Consider the following 17,258-nt stretch of genomic DNA (forward strand, 5'->3'; position numbering starts at 1 on the left):
TTATTTAGTGCAAACTACTTGATCCGTAAATCGGAGGTCAATTTTTTTATATTTATATAACGAACTATCTAAAACTGCTTTTTGAAAAAAAGCTTTGTAATTTTTAAATTTACGCTCCACATTTATCAATTTACCAAAATCTATTTGATAATCAAAATTCCTGTTATGCATTTTTAAGCTTCCGTTAGGCATAATTTCAATTCCGATGATGTTTTTTTTCAAAAATGAATCATCATAAATTACGCGAAATAAGTCGGCTAAATCTTCGTTATTTTTATTATTAATCCCTCCTGAAACAAGTGGAACTCTCGCTGTAAAATTAGTTGACAACGGCATTCTATTTCCCTTATAATCAATATAAAAAGAATTGCCATCGGCAAAAACTCTAGCAACAGGAGTTTTTTGTTTTATCACCGCTTTTAGTATGCCATCAATACTCACAAATACATCTGATTTTTCAATCATTTCCTGCGCGTCGATAACTCCTTCCAGTTTATTCAAATCTAAATTATCTTTTTGAATGCTGGATACTTCTTTGTTATTTTCTATTAACAATTTATTAACCGTTTCTTGTTTCACAAAAGGAGCGCTATCTCCTACAAAAACAATGACGGATTTTTTTAATTTCCTACTTCCATTTCGTTTTGACGTAAATGAAAATAGGAAAATAACCAACACGATCATTAGTAATAATCGAATATTTGTCCAATTAAAGAGTTTCATTTATCGCTTTTTTAATTGACGGAACCAATTCTCCAATATCTCCCGCTCCAATAGTCACAATAATGGTTGCTGTACTTTCTAAAATTGCAGAAATCACATTATTTTTAGCAACAATTTTCTTGTTATTATTTGTCATTTTATCCATTAACCACTGCGAAGTAATTCCTTCTATAGGTTGTTCTCGAGCGGGATAAATATCTAATAAAACAACCTCATCAAAAGCAGATAAACTTTTAGCGAAATCATCGGCAAAATCTCTTGTTCTGCTGAATAAGTGTGGTTGAAAAACTGCCAAAACTTTTTGGTTTGGATACAATTCCCTCACCGCTTGATGCACTGCGTTTATCTCCGTAGGATGGTGTGCATAATCATCTATATAAACTTTAGCATCTGTTTTAATCTGGTACGAAAATCTTCTTTTTACTCCTTTAAATGATGCTATGGCTTTTGCAATGGCATCGGTTGGGGTGCCGAATAAATTTGCCATTGCAATAGCCATTAGCGCATTCATTAAATTATGTTTTCCTGGCAATCCAAAATGCAAATCCTTCATTGTTTCAGACGGAGTCTGCACATCAAAAACATAACTGCCGTTTCCTATTCTGACATTAAATGCTTTATAAACTGCCTCTTCATTTACCGCGCAAATAATACCTTCTAACGGTAATTCTTTAGTTATAAAAAGCTTGCTTTTATCTTCAATTTTTGAACCAAATTCTATGAAAGATTCTTGTAAAGCCTCGCTAGTTCCATAAATATCCAAATGATCTGCATCCATTGAGGTAATACAGGCAATATTAGGATGCAAATGCAGGAATGAACGATCAAATTCATCTGCTTCAACAACAGTTACTGTTTTTCCGCTTCCTATCAAATTAGAATTGTAATTTTCGACTATTCCACCAATAAAGGCTGTGACATCAGCACCACTTTCGTGCAAAATATGCCCTAAAATTCCTGATGTTGTTGTTTTACCATGTGTTCCGGCTACCGCAAAACAAAAAGTGTCTTTGGTAATTAATCCTAAAACTTCGGCTCTCTTTTTTATTTCATAATCTCTTTCCAAAAAATAATTCCATTCTGAATGCGTGATTGGAACAGCAGGCGTGATAATCACCAAAGTATTTTCAATGTAAAAATCCTTTGGAATCAAATCAATATTATCTTCAAAATGAATTGTAATTCCGCTTTTCATCAATTCATTTGTAAGAACTGAAGGCGTTTTATCATATCCCGAAACTTGCTTACCCAAATTCTTGAAATAACGCGCAAGATTACTCATTCCGATGCCTCCGATTCCTATAAAATAGACGTTATGTATTTGATTCAAGTTCATTTTCGTATGTGTCTTTGGTCTGTTATCTTTTTTTTCTATTTAATCAACTTTACTATTTCATCAACAATTTGTTTTGTTGCTTCGGGCAAAGCCAACAGTTTTATATGTGCTCCCAATTGATTTTGCTTTTCCTGATCTTTCAGCAGGGATTCAAATACCGAACCAAATTGCGAATCAAGCTCCGATTCTTTAAGTAAAATAGCTCCTTTTTTATCAACAACAGCCTGAGCATTTTTAGTCTGATGATCTTCAGCCACATTGGGAGATGGAATGAAAATTACCGGTTTACCCACAATACATAATTCCGAAACTGAAGAAGCTCCAGCACGGGAAATAATAACATCCGAAGCCGCGTACGCTAAATCCATCTTGTCAATGAAAAAGTGAACTTGGATATTTTCATTCTCTTCAAAACGCTTGTAATCTTCAAAATACAGTTTACCACATTGCCAAATCACTTGTACATTATGAGCAGCAAAAGTTAAAATCTCTTTCGCAATTAACTGATTTACTCTTCTCGAACCCAAACTTCCTCCTAAAACTAAAAGTGTTTTTTTATTAGGATCCAACTTAAAATAACGTAGCGCCTCTTCTCTTTTACCGTCAATAGCAATTAAATCCTGACGTACTGGATTTCCGGTCAAAATCATTTTCTGCTTTGGAAAAAAACGTTCTAAATTTTCATAAGCAACACAAATTTTATTTGCATTCTTGCTCAACAATTTATTTGTAATTCCAGGATATGAATTTTGTTCTTGAATAACGGTAGGAATACCTGCAATCTCGGCTACCTGCAATAAAGGACCACTTGCAAATCCTCCCGTACCAATAACCACATCTGGTTTGAAATTCTTAATTATTGTTCTGGATTGCAATAAACTTGACAGAAGTTTAACAGGGAAAAGCGCATTATCAAGGGTTATTCTTCTTTGCAATCCTGCAATCCAAAGTCCAATGATTTTGTAACCAGCCTGAGGAACTTTTTGCATTTCCATTTTATCTTTGGCACCAACAAAAAGAAATTCTGCATCTGGAAATCGAGATTTTAATTCATTTGCAATAGCAATTGCCGGATAAATATGTCCTCCCGTTCCGCCACCGCTTAATATGAATCGATACTGTTTCATTTCTTTTTGAGTTACTGAGTTGTATTTTTTTAAACTACTGTACGAATAAATTATTTATTTAATATTGCCTGCATTGGATTTGAAGCTTTGTCTTCAATAGAATATCCTCCCGCTATAGCACCTTCTTCGTCTAACTCTCTATCTATTAATTTTTGAAGCGCTTCCTCTCTTTTGGCAGCATCTTTCATTTCTTGTGCAATTTCTTCTTCTTTTTTGGTTACACTAATAATAATTCCTAGTGCAAAACAGGTCATCCATATAGAACTTCCTCCAGTACTTATCAATGGCAACGTTTGCCCAGTTACTGGTAATAGTTCTACCGCAACAGCCATGTTTACCATTGCCTGGAATATCATGGGGAAACCCAACCCAACCACTACTAATTTTCCAAAAAGGGATTTGGCTTTATGTGAAGCAATTACAAATCGAAACAGCAGCAATAAATACAATGCTAGAACTCCTAAACCTCCTATGAGCCCATACTCTTCGACAATTATCGCAAAAATAAAATCGGAAGATGATTGTGGCAGAAAGTTCTTTTGGATACTTTTCCCCGGACCTAAACCGTATATTTTTCCCGAAGCGATCGCAATTTTAGCTTTTTCTATTTGATAATCATCTTCGCCTGGTTTATCACTGGTAAAATTATCAATACGGTTTATCCAAGTATCAACCCGGTTAGGAAATGCATCTGGAAATGCTTTAGCAATAAAAATGAAAAAAGCCAAAAAAACTATTCCTGAACCCACAACAATTCCAATGTAACGCAATGGATATTTACCAATAAAAACTAACATTAATACCATCGAAAAAATCAATGCCGTTGTAGAAAAGTTAGCCGGTAAAATAAATAGTAACGTAACGAAAACCGGAACCCAAAGCTCCCAAACTGAAGACTTAAAATCAATAGGAACTTCTCTTGTTTTAGACAGATAGCGGGCAACAAATATAAACAAAACCATTGCCGCCAATGTTGAAGTTTGAAACGTAACCCCAATAAATGGCACCTGAATCCATCGGCTCGCGTTAGCACCGGCAATTACTGTTCCCTTTACTAATGTGTATGCCAATAATACCCAAACGATATACAGTGCTCCTTTAGAAACAGCCTTAAAATAATGATACGGTATTTTGTGCACCATAAAAATTATGGTGAAACCAATACCAATATGCATGATATGCTTTACCAAATAACCTAATGTATTCCCATTTCCCTGACCAATGTAGGCCAAATTACTGCTCGCACTAAAAACAGGCATAAACGAAAACAAGGCCAATAAGGCCACAAATGACCAAATTCCTTTATCCCCTTTTAAATTGTTTATTAGTTGTTTCATTTTTTATTTGTTTAAAGTTTTTATGTTTAAAATTTAAAGTTTTTCAACCTTGCGATTTAAACCTTAAACATTTCTATAAATTCTTAACGGCCTGTTTGAACTGCTGTCCTCTGTCTTCGTAGTTTTCAAATAAATCGAAACTGGCGCAAGCTGGTGATAATAAAACGGTATCGCCTTTTTCTGATAATCGTTGTGCCATTCGCACTGCATCATTCATATTATCTACTTCAATCATCATATCGACCACATTCCCAAAAACATCGATAATTTTCTTGTTATCTACTCCAAGGCAAATAATAGCTTTTACCTTCTCACGAACTAATGACATTAATTCATTGTAATCATTTCCTTTATCAACACCACCAACAATCCAAACTGTAGGCGTATTCATACTGTCTAAAGCAAAAAAAGTAGCATTTACATTCGTTGCTTTTGAATCATTAATGTATTGAACGTTCTGGATTTTCAAAACTTTCTCAAGACGGTGTTCTACTCCTTGAAAATTAGAAAGACTCTCTCGAATTGTAGCCTTTCTTATTTGCATTAATTTTGCCACAGAGGTTGCTGCCATTGCATTTTTCATATTATGTTTTCCTTCTAAAGCAATGTGTTCTGTGTCCATTGTAAACTCTTCTTGATTGATCTTTATTTCCATTTTATTGTTTTTTAAATAAGCCCCTTCGCTGAAAGTTTTAGTCAGTGAAAAAGGAATTAATTTTGCTTTTGTTGTGTGTGTTTTGAACCAATTGTTCATGGCTTCATCATCCCCGTCATATATGAGGTAATCGTCCTCAGTTTGATTCATCGTAATTCTAAATTTTGAATCAATATAATTTTCATATTTATAATCGTATCGATCTAAATGATCTGGACTGATGTTTGTAATAATGGCGATGTGCGGTTTAAAATTTACTACTCCGTCCAGTTGAAAACTACTCAACTCCAGTACATAGGAATCGTATTTATTATCAGCAATTTGCCAGGCAAAACTCTTACCTATATTTCCTCCCAGTCCAACATTTAATCCTGCTGATTTCAGCAAATGATGCGTGAGCATGGTCGTAGTTGTTTTTCCGTTACTGCCGGTAATTCCTATAATTGTTGCATCAGTAAAAGGTGCAGCAAATTCAATTTCTGAAATTACTGAAATTCCTTTTTTCAAAAGCATTTTCACTATTGGAGATTTATCCGGAATTCCGGGACTTTTCATAACTACATCTGCATTCAGAATCAAATCTTCCGTATGCTTCTCCTCTTCCCAAGCTATTCCATTTATAATAAGAACCTCTTTGTAATTTTCTTTTATTTTTCCAAAATCAGACACAAAAACTTCATATCCTTTTTTCTTACCCAAAATCGCAGTTCCAACACCGCTTTCTCCTCCTCCTAAAATTACTAGTCTCATGTTATCTCAATTTTAAAGTGACAATTGACAATATGGCCAGCATGATAGCAACAATCCAAAAACGGGTGACAATTTTACTTTCGTGATATCCTTTTTTCTGATAATGATGATGTAAAGGCGACATTAGAAATATTCTTCGGCCTTCGCCAAAGCGTTTCTTTGTATACTTAAAATAACTTACCTGAAGCACTACTGAGAAATTTTCGACCAGAAAAATTCCGCACAATAATGGAATCAGCATTTCTTTACGAACCGCTATTGCAAGAACCGCAATAATTCCGCCTATAGTTAAACTCCCTGTATCGCCCATAAATACCGATGCCGGATACGAGTTATACCAAAGAAATCCTATCAATGATCCCACAAATGCGGCTATAAAAACCGTCATCTCCCCTGAATTAGGGATGTACATAATATTCAGATAATTCGAGAAAATAATATTCCCCGAAACGAATGTAAATATTCCTAGGGCCAGCACTGAAATTGCTGATGTTCCCGCAGCCAAGCCGTCAATACCATCGGTCAGATTAGCTCCGTTAGAAACTGCGGTAATGATAAAAATCACCACCGGGATAAAAATCAACCAAGCCCATTTTTCATATCCTTCACCTGTCCAAGCCAGTAATTCCGCATAATCAAATTCATTGTTTTTGAAGAAAGGAATTGTCGTTGCCGTAGATTTTTCTTCTACTGGCGCCGGCAAAATCACAGTTTCTGTTGGCATTCTAAAAATATCTGACGTAGAAGTATCCGTACGAACCGTCACACCTGCGTGAAAATAAAGAACAATCCCTACAATTAAACCCAAACCAACTTGCCCAACAACTTTGAAAATTCCTTTTAAACCTTCTTTATCTTTTTTGAAAATTTTAATGTAATCATCAATAAATCCAATTGTCCCCATCCAAAGTGTGGTAACAATCAACAAAACAATATATATGTTATGCAATTTTGCAAAAAGAACAACTGGAACCAAAGTGGCAAATATGATGATTAATCCACCCATCGTTGGTGTTCCCGCTTTTTCGTTTTGACCTGCTAAACCAAGTTCACGAACAGTTTCTCCCACTTGTTGTCTTTGCAAAAAACGGATGATTCTTTTCCCATAAATGGTTGACAAAAGCAAAGACAGCAAAAATGCTAATGCTGATCTAAAAGTGATATACTGAAATACACCGGTGCCCGGTACATCCAATGTTTTGTCTAAATATTCAAATAAATAATACAGCATATTTCTTTATTTTTGGAGTTGGTCTAATATCTCTTTTACTATTTTCATGTCGTCAAAATCATGACGAACACCATTTATTTCCTGATATGTCTCATGCCCTTTCCCGGCAATTAAAATAATATCATTGGGCTGCGCTAATTGACATGCCGTTTTTATAGCTTGTTTTCTGTCGGTTATGGTCAACACTTTTTTATAATTCTGAGGAGCAACACCATGTTCCATTTCAGTAATAATTACTTGAGGATCTTCATTTCTTGGATTATCCGAAGTGAAAATTGCTTTGTCACTTAAATTCGATCCAATGGCAGCCATAATTGGTCGCTTGGTTTTGTCTCTATTTCCTCCGCAACCTACAACCGTGATTAGTTGTTCGTTTTTGGTACGAATGTCATTGATGGTTTTTAGCACATTTTCTAATGCATCCGGTGTATGCGCATAATCCACAATCGCCGTAATATTTGAAGTCGAAACAATAAATTGAAAACGTCCTGAAACACTTTCTAAATCAGACAACAAGCGAAGTACTTCTAAACTTTCCATTCCCAATTCAATCGCAGTTCCATAAATAGCCAATAAATTATAGGCATTAAATGTTCCAATCAGTTTTACCCAAACTTCATTTCCGTTTATTTTCAACAACAAACCTGACAACTGATTTTCGAGAATTTGAGCCTTATAATCGGCATACGATTTTAAAGCGTACGTCAATTTTTTTGCCGCAGTATTCTGCAACATCACTTGCCCATTTTTATCATCAATATTGGACAATACAAAGGCTGTCTTAGGCAAATTATCAAAGAATGATTTTTTCACATCTCTGTATTCTGCAAAAGTTGGATGATAATCCAAATGGTCGTGAGACAAATTGGTGAAAATTCCACCTACAAAATGCAATGCTTCCGTTCTTTTTTGATGAATTCCATGAGAACTTACTTCCATAAAACAGTACTCAACTCCGTTTTTGACCATTTCTTTCAGATAATAATTTATCGTAATTGAATCTGGAGTAGTGTGTGTCGCTTTATATTCTATTTCGTCAACCAATATTTTAACTGTCGAAAGTAATCCTACCTTAAAACCTGCTTTTTTAAACAATTGGTACAATAAAGAAGCAATGGTAGTTTTACCGTTTGTTCCTGTTATTCCAACCAATTTCAAGTTTTGAGATGGATCCCCGAAATAATTTGCAGCCATAAATGCCAGCGCTGAATTAGTATCTTTAACCTGAACATAGGTAATTCCTTTGACAATATTTTCTGGAAATGTATCGCATACAATGGCAACAGCTCCTAGCTGAATTGCTTTTTCAATAAAATCATGACCATCTGAAATAGAACCACGAATAGCCACAAAAATATCATTAGCCTCAATTTTTCTAGAATCAAAATCCATTTTATTGATAGCAATATCCGTCGAACCTTTTACAGCTTCGGTAGCTACTTTGTACAATATATCTTTTAGTATACTCATGATAATTCCAATAGTATCGTTGTATTTTTTACTAAATTCTGTCCCGCTTGTAACGATTGTTTTTTGACCTTTCCAACTCCAATTACTTTTACTCTCAATCCTAAATTCCCCAATAAAGCAACAGCATCCATTCCGGACATTCCTTTTAAATTTGGAATTAAATGTTGTTTCTTTTGGGTTTTTACAAAATAGGAATCGTAATTACTTTCTTGTTTTGGAATCTTTCTGTCTAAGTTTTTAATTTCATTCGTCGAAGGCGCATCGGTAAAAATCTTTTGTGCGATCCTTTTAAAAACTGGCCCTGCCACATCTGCACCATAATAATTATTGAGTGCAGTACTAGGCTTGTGCACTACAACTATACAAGAATACATCGGTTTATCTGCCGGAAAATACCCTACAAAAGACGAAGCATAATATTTTCCAACTCCTCCAGCCTTTCCGTAATTTACTTGTGCTGTCCCTGTTTTACCTGCCATAGAAAAATCTTTAGAATACAGTTTTGAACCCGTTCCCTTTTTTACAACATTGGCCAGAACTGCCTTTAATTTTGAAATAGTTTCTGGCGAGCAAATCCTCGGATTTAAAACTTCTTTCTCATATTTTTTGATGGTTCTGTTCCATTCTTTGATTTCAGAAACAAATTGAGGCTTTACCATTTCACCATCATTGGCTACTGCATTATAAAAAGCCAGTGTTTGCATGGGCGTAATAGAAACACCATATCCAAAAGCCATCCAAGGAAGTGAAATATTTGACCAATTTTTATCACTTGGCTGCGGAATATATGGTCTTCCTTCCCCTTTTATCGAAAGTCCTAATGGTTTATTTAATCCAAAATTATTAAGATGATTTACAAATTTTGAAGGCTCTTCTTTATACGCATTGTACACCGCTTGAACCAAAACCGTATTAGATGAAAGTTCAAAGCCTCGCGCTAAAGAAATTTTTCCGTAACCGCCTTCATGTGAATCGCGCACTTTTTTTCCGGAATACATGATAACTCCGCCTTTACTGTCATAAACAGTACTGGTATCCGCTTTTTTATCTTCAAGCAGCGCCATTAAATCTGCCAATTTATAGGTAGAACCCGGCTCATGCGATTCGGCTACTGCATAATTTGTAGTTTCATAATAGGTTCCGTCTTTCGCTCTTCCCAGATTAGAAATTGCTTTTACATGACCCGTTTTTGTTTCCATAACAACTACACAACCATGATCAGCCTGATATAATTCCAATTGTTTTAGCAAAGCGTGATGTGCTATATCCTGGACATAAACATCAATGGTCGATATGACATCATACCCATCTTGAGGATCTATTTCATTGATATCGCGTATGGGTTTCCACTGCCCTTTTGCTATTTTTTGCTTTAAAATCTTACCGTCTTTTCCATTCAGATATTTTCTAAAAGCCCATTCGATTCCTTTTCCATCGAGTGATTCGCCGTGAGAAGTTCGTTCGTAACCTACGGTACGTTCCGCGATTTTCCCAATCGGATGTTCTCTTACGGTTTCTTGTTCAATTATAATTCCTCCCTTGTAAGCACCCAAATTGAACAACGGAAATCCTTTTATTTTAAAATATTGCGTGTAACTCAAATTACGAGCTATCAAGTAATATCTATTTTTATTTGCTCTGGCTTTTCGCAATTCGTTTTCAAAAAAACCAGATGACTTTCCTAAAATAGTAGCCAATGAATCCGAAAGTGATTTAACATTTTTTTCAAAAGATTCGGCTTTTGGAGCCATAGCATCAAAACGGATTTCATAGTTCGGGATTGAAGTAGCTAAAAGGCTTCCATCCGCAGAATAAATATTTCCTTTATTGGCAGGAATCACAAAATTTCTAACGGTTCTTTCTTTAGCTAACTTTCTGTAATAGTCGCCTTCAACCCACTGAATATTTGTTAATTTTACAGCAATTGCTATGGCCATCAAAAAAATGACAAAAGCTACCAGATAAATTCTGTAGGATATGTATTTATCTTCTACTGCCATATTTTTTCTAAAAGATTTTTCTCTTTTTCTTTTTTAACTTTTATTTTGAAAGGTGGAACTGTTGATGGAAAAATTTTTTTTTCTATCATTTTTTCAGAAACAGTCGATTCCATTTTTAATTTCATTAACTCGGAACGTCTGTCAACAAATTCAGAACGCAATTCTTTAACTTTATTGGTCAACTCCGCAATCTTAAAAACTTTTTGCTCAAATCGCTGGGTATTTGCAATCATAACGATAGCCAAAAGAATTATAAAAACGATGAAACGCCAATTTTTAACCGCATCATCATTGATAAGAAACCTTGCTTTTAATAGGCTGTAAACTCCGTTTTTCATAAGTCTTCTCTCCGATTCTCTCCAAAGGAAAGGGCGCCGGGATGTTAAAAATTAGTATTTGTCTTGTCTCAATTAGGAAAATTCCATTTTTGGGAAACTGAGTTGTACTTATCGCTTTTCAGCAATTCTTAATTTTGCACTTCTGGCTCTATTATTTTCTTTTATTTCAGCAGCATCCGGAACAATTAGTTTTCCAATGGTTTTAAAAGGAACAGAAAAATTTCCAAAAAAATCTCGTTCAGGTTCTCCCTCAAACATTCCGTTTTTTACAAACCTTTTTACTAATCTATCCTCCAAAGAATGGTAAGATATTACACTCAATCTTCCGCCCGGATTCAGTATTTCTAGCGATTGTTCCAAAAACTCTTTCAAAACATCCATCTCCTGATTCACTTCAATTCGAATGGCCTGATAAATTTGTGCCAATATTTTATTTTTGACTCTTTCGGGTAAATAGCGGGCCAAAACCTCTTTCAATTCATCTGTTGTTTTGACCGGCTTTAACTCTCTGGCTTCTAAAATTGTTCTTGCCAAAACGGGAGCATTTTTTAATTCTCCATAATCCAAAAAAACTCTCTTTAAATTTGCCTCATCATATTCATTCACCACGCGGAAGGCATTCAAATCATTTTTCTGACTCATTCGCATGTCCAATCCTGCATCAAAACGAGTAGAAAAACCTCTTTCAGGAACATCAAACTGATGGGACGAAACTCCTAAATCAGCTAAAATTCCATCCACACTTTTCACCCCATAAAAACGCAAAAACCGTTTTATAAAACGGAAATTTTCATTAATCAGCGTAAATCTTTCGTCTTTCAGGGTATTTGCCAGCGCGTCTTCGTCCTGATCAAAAGCAAATAACTTTCCGTTTGGCCCAAGCCGTTTCAAAATCTCTTTTGAATGACCGCCTCCGCCAAAAGTTACATCAACATAAATGCCGTCAGGCTTAATATTTAAACCATCTACAGATGCTTGAAGCAAAACTGGATTATGATATTCCATTGTCGTCGTCATTTATATTTCCCATTACTTCCTCGGCCAAATCTGCAAAATTAACATCTTCGCCACTTATTGATTTTTCGTATAAATCTTTATCCCAAATCTCAACAATATTCACTGCTGATGAGAATACCACTTCTTTTGCAATACTGGCAAAAGTCACTAAATCCTTAGGTACCAACAATCGTCCCAAAGCATCGATTTCAACCACTTTGACACCAGCAGTAAACCGGCGGATAAAGTCATTGTTTTTCTTTACAAATCGGTTTAGTTTATTGATTTTTTGCATCATCAAATTCCATTCCTGCATAGGATATAATTCCAGACACGGCTGAAAAACAGAACGCTTCAAAACAAATCCGTTTTGAAGTGAAGTAGCCAACTGCTTTTTTAAGGGTGCTGGCATGAGCAGCCTTCCTTTGGCATCGACTTTACATTCATATGTCCCGACAATTGTATCCAAACAAAAGAAGTGTTAAATGGTGTAGAGCAAAAATATAAAAAATATTACCACAATCTACCACTATATACCACTTTGTTAATAAGTTTAACCGCTTTTGGACAAAAACGTATAATTTATGCACAATCAGAACATTAGCTCTGTTTTATTTTATTTGTAAGAAACATAATGTTATAAAAAAAAGAGAATAAAACACAAAGAATTTTCAATTTTATGTAGTAATAACAAAAGTAAAAAAAAGCGAAAAAACACCTTCATTTTGGAAAAAAACTACGCTGTTTTTATATCAATAAGGATAATTTTACAATTAAAAATTGTTGTAAAAATTCATTTTTATTTATTAAAACCTATATTTGTCAAAATTGAAAATCGGGATTCAAAAAAAATGGAAAAACACTATAAAAAAGAAGGTAGATACAGCTATTATGAAGCTGGTGAAGGAACTCCAATTGTCATCTTGCATGGATTGATGGGAGGACTCAGTAACTTTGACGCGGTTGCCAGTTACTTCTCTACAAGAGGATATAAAATAATCATTCCAGACTTACCCATTTACACTCAAAATATTCTGAAAACGAATGTAAAAAGTTTTGCAAAATATGTTAAAGACTTTATCACATTCAAAGGTTTAGAACGCGTCATACTTTTAGGAAATTCATTAGGTGGTCATATCGCTTTGTACCACACTAAAATGTATCCCGAAAAAGTTGCAGGTCTAGTTATAACGGGTAGTTCAGGACTTTATGAAAGTGCCATGGGTGACAGTTATCCAAAAAGAGGAGATTACGAATACATTAAGAAAAAAGCCGAAGATGTGTTTTATGACCCGAAAGTAGCTACAAAAGAACTAATTGATGAAGTTTACGCGTCTGTAAATGACCGAATAAAACTGATTAAAACACTGACAATTGCCAAAAGTGCCATCCGTCATAATATGGCAAAAGATTTGCCAAAAATGCATGTTCAAACTTGTATCATTTGGGGGAAAAATGACAAAGTTACGCCTCCAGATGTTGCAGAAGAGTTTCATAAATTATTACCTAATTCTACTTTATACTGGATTGACAAATGCGGCCATGCTGCGATGATGGAACATCCAGATGAGTTTAATCGTTTGTTAGAAGAATGGTTGACCAACACCCATTTAGCAGTACATTAAACTCAATAGGAGAACTTTACACCTAGAAAAAATGAAAATTAATACCGCCGAATTTGTTATCAGCAACTCTGATGTAACTAAATGCCCAAAAGATTTTTTACCTGAATATGCTTTTATTGGCCGATCAAATGTGGGGAAATCTTCGTTGATCAACATGATAACGAACCAGAAAAAATTAGCAAAAACATCTGGAAGACCTGGAAAAACTCAACTGATCAATCATTTTTTGATTAACAACAATTGGTTCTTAGTCGATTTACCCGGTTATGGTTATGCCAAAGTTTCTAAAAAAACGAAATCTATATTTCAGGAATTCATCACTGATTATTTTGAAACCAGAGAGCAACTGGTTTGTGCATTTGTTCTGATTGACATTCGTCATGAAGCTCAGACCATCGATATCGAATTTATGTCCTATATGGGCGAAAGCGAAATTCCTTTTTGCATTGTTTTCACCAAAGCAGATAAAATCAGTAAGGTAAAAATAGATTCGCATGTTGCAGCTTACAAAAAGAAAATGTTCGCTAACAATTGGGCCGAAATGCCACACTACTTTGTGACTTCAGCAACTGAATCAACAGGTAAAGAAGAATTACTAAGCTATATTGACGAAGTAAATCAAGAGGTTTTCAAGAATAACAGTCAATTTTAGAAACCAATAAAGAAAGTATAAAAAATCCCAAAACTTAAGTTTTAAAGTTTTGAGATTTTATTTTTAGAATTGAACTTACTCTATTTTGTCAAATCCAGTTTCTCTGCAAAATAATCACAGAAATCTTTCATCGTATCCGCCATTTTCTCATCATCAGTAGCGCGCTTAAATGTTTCTGACATGGCTACTAAAGTCTGGTGAAAGAAAATTTTCATCTCATCCACTGGCATATCTTTGGTCCATAAATCGATTCGCATACTTTCTTTTGCCTTGCTGTCCCAAACCGACAGCATAATTGCTTTTGCCTCTTCTAGTTCTACTCCACCGTCTTTTGCAGACCACATTAATTTTTCCGGAACACGATTTTCATCTAATTCAATTAGAAATTTAATTTCTGATGTATTTTTATTTGACATTATTTTTTGGGTTTGTATTTTGATTTCACAAATATTTCTTTTGCGCTTGTTTTTAGCAAATCAGCAATAGGCACTTCATTATTTTTCATGTAAGAGCGAACCATTTGCCAACCAATCCAGGCTCCAACTTGTCCCGGCGATTCATTATCAATTTCTAAATAAAATTTAGAAAATGGAGCTGGATTTATAAATCGGGGAATTAACTTTTGATCATTACTGTAAAGTATTTCTTTCTCAATAAAATAACGCCACATGTAACTTTCATTTTCTTGACACCACGTTATTTGCTCAGGAGTATACCCCATTTTTTCGGCATCAGTATATTCAGGCAAAAGTAAATCCTTTAAATACAATTGCTTTCCGTAATAAATCATTTGACTCAACAAATCTTTTTCCGTTACAGGTGGGATTTTGCGTGTTGAAAAACTTGAAACTATATCCGGAGCGATTTGTCTTTCCTCAAAATTTTGTTTTAAATAATTTGGAAACTGATAAAACTTATGTCCTTTTCCTAAATACAATTCCAGTGAAACAATTACCAGACTATCCGCATAAATAGCTTTATTATTATAATCCATTTCGGAGATTATGGTAATTACTTTTGGTGATTTTGTTTCTGGAAAATAATATTTAATATGTTTAAAAAGTGTATTTAGCTCTTGTTTTACAGGTTCAAAATCAGCATATTTTTTTTGAACTTCCGTGTACAATTCTCTCCATAACGGATCCCGCATTTTATTCAACCAAACACTGTTGTCATTTCCGGCCGGGAAAAAAAATGGAAATTCTTTTTTTACTTTCTCTAAATCTTTTGGTTCGTTTTCAAAAAATATCTTATCAAAACGCTCCACCTTTATATTCAAAGGAATTGCTGTCACAGCACTTTCAACTTTAGTTTTCTTGTCACAGGATAAAATAACGAGACAAAAGACTACAAGAAACACATATTTTTTCATATATATTAATTAAATTTGTTTCCAAAGAATTCTGGGAAACGAATGCATAACGAATTGATTTTGCAAATATACATTCCTGCTTTTTAAAACGTTAATTATTATGACTAAAAAAAGTAAAATCGAAGTTGAAAAAGTAAATAATCAAATTGTAAACTGGTTAAAAACGTACGCTGAAAATGCAAAAGTAAATGGATTTGTAATTGGCATTTCAGGTGGTGTTGATTCAGCAGTTACCTCAACACTATGCGCTCAAACAGGATTAAAAGTTTTATGTGTGGAAATGCCCATTCATCAGGCAGCATGCCATGTAACACGAGCGCGTGAACACATAGGACAATTAAAACAACGATTTCCTAACGTAATAAGTACCGAAGCCGACTTGACGAATCTTTTTGAAACGTTCAAAAATGCAATTCCTGATGATTCAAATACCGAAAAAGTTCATCTCGCACTCGCAAATTCACGTGCGAGATTAAGGATGACCACTTTATATTATTTCGCAGGAATACATGGATTATTAGTTGCCGGCACCGGAAACAAAGTAGAAGATTTTGGAGTGGGTTTTTACACAAAATATGGCGACGGCGGAGTAGATTTAAGTCCAATTGCTGATTTAATGAAGTCTGAAGTCTTTCTTTTGGGAAATTATTTAAAAGTTCCAGAGTCTATCTTAAAAGCATCACCAACTGATGGATTATTTGGTGACGACCGAAGCGATGAAGATCAGTTAGGAGCCACTTATGATGAATTAGAGTCGGCGATGTTAGCAAATGAGGCCGGTAAAACAGCGAAAGATTTTTCAGGAAGAGAAAAAATTGTTTTTGAAATTTACAAACGATTAAATCTCATTAATCAACATAAAATAATGCCAATTCCCGTTTGTTTTATCACAAAATGATAAAGAAATGATATTTTATATTGATTTACAATTAATTACAGAATTTATTTATTAATTTTACATTTCCAATTACAAACAATTCTAAAAATTTAAAATTATGATTAAAGTATGTATAGCCGATAACTACCCTGTTGTGCATTTTGGAGTAAAATCTTACTTTAAAGATAATGCAGACATCTCAATAGTTGCCAATGTCGGCAATTTCTTGATGGTACGGGATATCCTTCAAACAAAAGACATTGATGTATTAGTATTAGATTTGGAGCTGGAAGGTCTTTCCAGTATTTTTGAGATTAAAGCGGTCTTAAAAAACTTTCCAAAAACAAAAATTATTATTTTCAGTGGGCTTTCAGAACAAATTTATGCGCCAAATGCCATAAAAGCCGGAGTATCTGGCTTTGTGCATAAATCAGAAAAGTTAGAAACTTTAGGAATTTCGATTGTAAAAGTTTCCCAAGGTAAGATAATCATGAATGAAACCGTGAAGAAAAACTTAGCCTTGATTGCTAAACAAAGTAAAAGCGAACGTTTGTACCGCAAGCTTTCTAACCGTGAGGTAGAAGTTTTACGTTATTTAAGTGGAGGAAAAAAGAATCATGAAATTGCTGAAATTTTAAACCTCAACGAAAAAACGATTTCTACGTATAAATTACGATTGTTAACCAAACTGAACGTTACTAATCTTGTAGATTTAGTAGACAAAGCTAAAAAATTAGAGATTGTTTAGTAATATCTAAAAATTACTCTT

At 34.4% G+C, this 17,258-nt stretch carries 17 protein-coding genes; 4 read left to right on the forward strand and 13 right to left on the reverse strand.

What is annotated here, in order from left to right:
- The 11 genes from ACP7AT_RS09955 to mraZ all read right to left on the reverse strand — a co-directional run bounded on the left by ACP7AT_RS09955 (position 1) and on the right by mraZ (position 12,432).
- Entirely contained in the window at positions 1-723 is a 723-nt protein-coding gene (locus ACP7AT_RS09955; RefSeq protein ID WP_426064170.1) for a cell division protein FtsQ/DivIB, read from the reverse strand.
- The gene (murC, locus tag ACP7AT_RS09960; RefSeq protein ID WP_426064171.1) at positions 710-2,059 is read right to left on the reverse strand and encodes a UDP-N-acetylmuramate--L-alanine ligase; all 1,350 of its coding nucleotides are present in this window, start codon (positions 2,057-2,059) and stop codon (positions 710-712) included. The genes ACP7AT_RS09955 and murC overlap by 14 nt, the downstream gene beginning before the upstream one ends.
- A 35-nt stretch (positions 2,060-2,094) precedes the next feature.
- Positions 2,095-3,186, reverse strand: coding sequence for an undecaprenyldiphospho-muramoylpentapeptide beta-N-acetylglucosaminyltransferase (gene murG, locus ACP7AT_RS09965; protein WP_426064172.1), 1,092 nt, complete (start codon positions 3,184-3,186; stop codon positions 2,095-2,097).
- A 50-nt stretch (positions 3,187-3,236) separates the two neighbouring features.
- Positions 3,237-4,523: an FtsW/RodA/SpoVE family cell cycle protein gene (locus tag ACP7AT_RS09970; RefSeq protein ID WP_426064173.1), complete on the reverse strand. Its 1,287-nt coding sequence runs from the start codon at positions 4,521-4,523 to the stop codon at positions 3,237-3,239.
- A gap of 73 nt (positions 4,524-4,596) precedes the next feature.
- The gene (murD, locus tag ACP7AT_RS09975; RefSeq protein WP_426064174.1) at positions 4,597-5,928 is read right to left on the reverse strand and encodes a UDP-N-acetylmuramoyl-L-alanine--D-glutamate ligase; all 1,332 of its coding nucleotides are present in this window, start codon (positions 5,926-5,928) and stop codon (positions 4,597-4,599) included.
- Between the two features lies 1 nt (position 5,929).
- Entirely contained in the window at positions 5,930-7,159 is a 1,230-nt protein-coding gene (mraY, locus tag ACP7AT_RS09980) for a phospho-N-acetylmuramoyl-pentapeptide-transferase (protein ID WP_426064175.1), read from the reverse strand.
- A 6-nt stretch (positions 7,160-7,165) separates the two neighbouring features.
- Positions 7,166-8,629, reverse strand: coding sequence for a UDP-N-acetylmuramoyl-L-alanyl-D-glutamate--2,6-diaminopimelate ligase (locus ACP7AT_RS09985; protein ID WP_426064176.1), 1,464 nt, complete (start codon positions 8,627-8,629; stop codon positions 7,166-7,168).
- On the reverse strand, positions 8,626-10,629 hold the full coding sequence (locus ACP7AT_RS09990) for a penicillin-binding protein (protein WP_426064177.1): 2,004 nt from the start codon (positions 10,627-10,629) through the stop codon (positions 8,626-8,628). The genes ACP7AT_RS09985 and ACP7AT_RS09990 overlap by 4 nt, the downstream gene beginning before the upstream one ends.
- Positions 10,620-10,967, reverse strand: coding sequence for an FtsL-like putative cell division protein (locus ACP7AT_RS09995; RefSeq protein ID WP_426064178.1), 348 nt, complete (start codon positions 10,965-10,967; stop codon positions 10,620-10,622). The genes ACP7AT_RS09990 and ACP7AT_RS09995 overlap by 10 nt, the downstream gene beginning before the upstream one ends.
- Positions 10,968-11,075: 108 nt before the next feature.
- Complete coding sequence (gene rsmH / locus ACP7AT_RS10000; RefSeq protein ID WP_426064179.1) at positions 11,076-11,984, reverse strand: 16S rRNA (cytosine(1402)-N(4))-methyltransferase RsmH; 909 nt, start codon at positions 11,982-11,984, stop codon at positions 11,076-11,078.
- The gene (gene mraZ, locus ACP7AT_RS10005; protein WP_426064180.1) at positions 11,959-12,432 is read right to left on the reverse strand and encodes a division/cell wall cluster transcriptional repressor MraZ; all 474 of its coding nucleotides are present in this window, start codon (positions 12,430-12,432) and stop codon (positions 11,959-11,961) included. Before mraZ ends, rsmH begins: the two co-directional genes overlap by 26 nt.
- A gap of 382 nt (positions 12,433-12,814) precedes the next feature.
- Between mraZ and ACP7AT_RS10010 the strand changes: the two genes are divergently transcribed.
- Positions 12,815-13,588 carry an alpha/beta fold hydrolase gene (locus ACP7AT_RS10010; protein WP_426064181.1) on the forward strand — a complete coding sequence of 258 codons (774 nt, stop codon included), beginning with the start codon at positions 12,815-12,817 and terminating at the stop codon, positions 13,586-13,588.
- Between the two features lie 31 nt (positions 13,589-13,619).
- On the forward strand, positions 13,620-14,240 hold the full coding sequence (yihA, locus tag ACP7AT_RS10015; RefSeq protein ID WP_426064182.1) for a ribosome biogenesis GTP-binding protein YihA/YsxC: 621 nt from the start codon (positions 13,620-13,622) through the stop codon (positions 14,238-14,240).
- A gap of 80 nt (positions 14,241-14,320) precedes the next feature.
- Here yihA and gldC read toward each other — a convergent pair whose 3' ends face one another.
- Together gldC and gldB are read right to left on the reverse strand one after the other, a co-directional pair.
- Positions 14,321-14,656 carry a gliding motility protein GldC gene (gldC, locus tag ACP7AT_RS10020; RefSeq protein WP_426064183.1) on the reverse strand — a complete coding sequence of 112 codons (336 nt, stop codon included), beginning with the start codon at positions 14,654-14,656 and terminating at the stop codon, positions 14,321-14,323.
- Positions 14,656-15,612 (reverse strand): gliding motility lipoprotein GldB, encoded by a 957-nt coding sequence (gldB, locus tag ACP7AT_RS10025; RefSeq protein WP_426064184.1) that lies wholly within the window; start codon positions 15,610-15,612, stop codon positions 14,656-14,658. Before gldB ends, gldC begins: the two co-directional genes overlap by 1 nt.
- Positions 15,613-15,712: 100 nt before the next feature.
- Here gldB and nadE point away from each other — a divergent pair, with 100 nt between their 5' ends.
- Positions 15,713-16,510 carry an NAD(+) synthase gene (gene nadE / locus ACP7AT_RS10030; RefSeq protein ID WP_426064185.1) on the forward strand — a complete coding sequence of 266 codons (798 nt, stop codon included), beginning with the start codon at positions 15,713-15,715 and terminating at the stop codon, positions 16,508-16,510.
- Positions 16,511-16,607: 97 nt separating this feature from the next.
- Positions 16,608-17,237: a LuxR C-terminal-related transcriptional regulator gene (locus ACP7AT_RS10035; protein WP_426064186.1), complete on the forward strand. Its 630-nt coding sequence runs from the start codon at positions 16,608-16,610 to the stop codon at positions 17,235-17,237.
- The last annotated feature ends 21 nt before the right edge of the window (positions 17,238-17,258 follow it).

Origin of the sequence: Flavobacterium sp. DSP2-3-1, from assembly GCF_049896865.1 — a bacterium.
In the GTDB taxonomy this organism is placed as follows: domain Bacteria; phylum Bacteroidota; class Bacteroidia; order Flavobacteriales; family Flavobacteriaceae; genus Flavobacterium.

Excerpts from the sequence above, each read along its gene's own strand:
- ACP7AT_RS09955 (WP_426064170.1), bottom strand. The coding sequence starts at position 723 with ATGAAACTCTTTAATTGGACAAATATTCGATTATTACTAATGATCGTG.
- murC (WP_426064171.1), bottom strand. The coding sequence starts at position 2,059 with ATGAACTTGAATCAAATACATAACGTCTATTTTATAGGAATCGGAGGC.
- murG (WP_426064172.1), bottom strand. The coding sequence starts at position 3,186 with ATGAAACAGTATCGATTCATATTAAGCGGTGGCGGAACGGGAGGACAT.
- ACP7AT_RS09970 (WP_426064173.1), bottom strand. The coding sequence starts at position 4,523 with ATGAAACAACTAATAAACAATTTAAAAGGGGATAAAGGAATTTGGTCA.
- murD (WP_426064174.1), bottom strand. The coding sequence starts at position 5,928 with ATGAGACTAGTAATTTTAGGAGGAGGAGAAAGCGGTGTTGGAACTGCG.
- mraY (WP_426064175.1), bottom strand. The coding sequence starts at position 7,159 with ATGCTGTATTATTTATTTGAATATTTAGACAAAACATTGGATGTACCG.
- ACP7AT_RS09985 (WP_426064176.1), bottom strand. The coding sequence starts at position 8,629 with ATGAGTATACTAAAAGATATATTGTACAAAGTAGCTACCGAAGCTGTA.
- ACP7AT_RS09990 (WP_426064177.1), bottom strand. The coding sequence starts at position 10,629 with ATGGCAGTAGAAGATAAATACATATCCTACAGAATTTATCTGGTAGCT.
- ACP7AT_RS09995 (WP_426064178.1), bottom strand. The coding sequence starts at position 10,967 with ATGAAAAACGGAGTTTACAGCCTATTAAAAGCAAGGTTTCTTATCAAT.
- rsmH (WP_426064179.1), bottom strand. The coding sequence starts at position 11,984 with ATGACGACGACAATGGAATATCATAATCCAGTTTTGCTTCAAGCATCT.
- ACP7AT_RS10010 (WP_426064181.1), top strand. The coding sequence starts at position 12,815 with ATGGAAAAACACTATAAAAAAGAAGGTAGATACAGCTATTATGAAGCT.
- yihA (WP_426064182.1), top strand. The coding sequence starts at position 13,620 with ATGAAAATTAATACCGCCGAATTTGTTATCAGCAACTCTGATGTAACT.
- gldC (WP_426064183.1), bottom strand. The coding sequence starts at position 14,656 with ATGTCAAATAAAAATACATCAGAAATTAAATTTCTAATTGAATTAGAT.
- gldB (WP_426064184.1), bottom strand. The coding sequence starts at position 15,612 with ATGAAAAAATATGTGTTTCTTGTAGTCTTTTGTCTCGTTATTTTATCC.
- nadE (WP_426064185.1), top strand. The coding sequence starts at position 15,713 with ATGACTAAAAAAAGTAAAATCGAAGTTGAAAAAGTAAATAATCAAATT.
- ACP7AT_RS10035 (WP_426064186.1), top strand. The coding sequence starts at position 16,608 with ATGATTAAAGTATGTATAGCCGATAACTACCCTGTTGTGCATTTTGGA.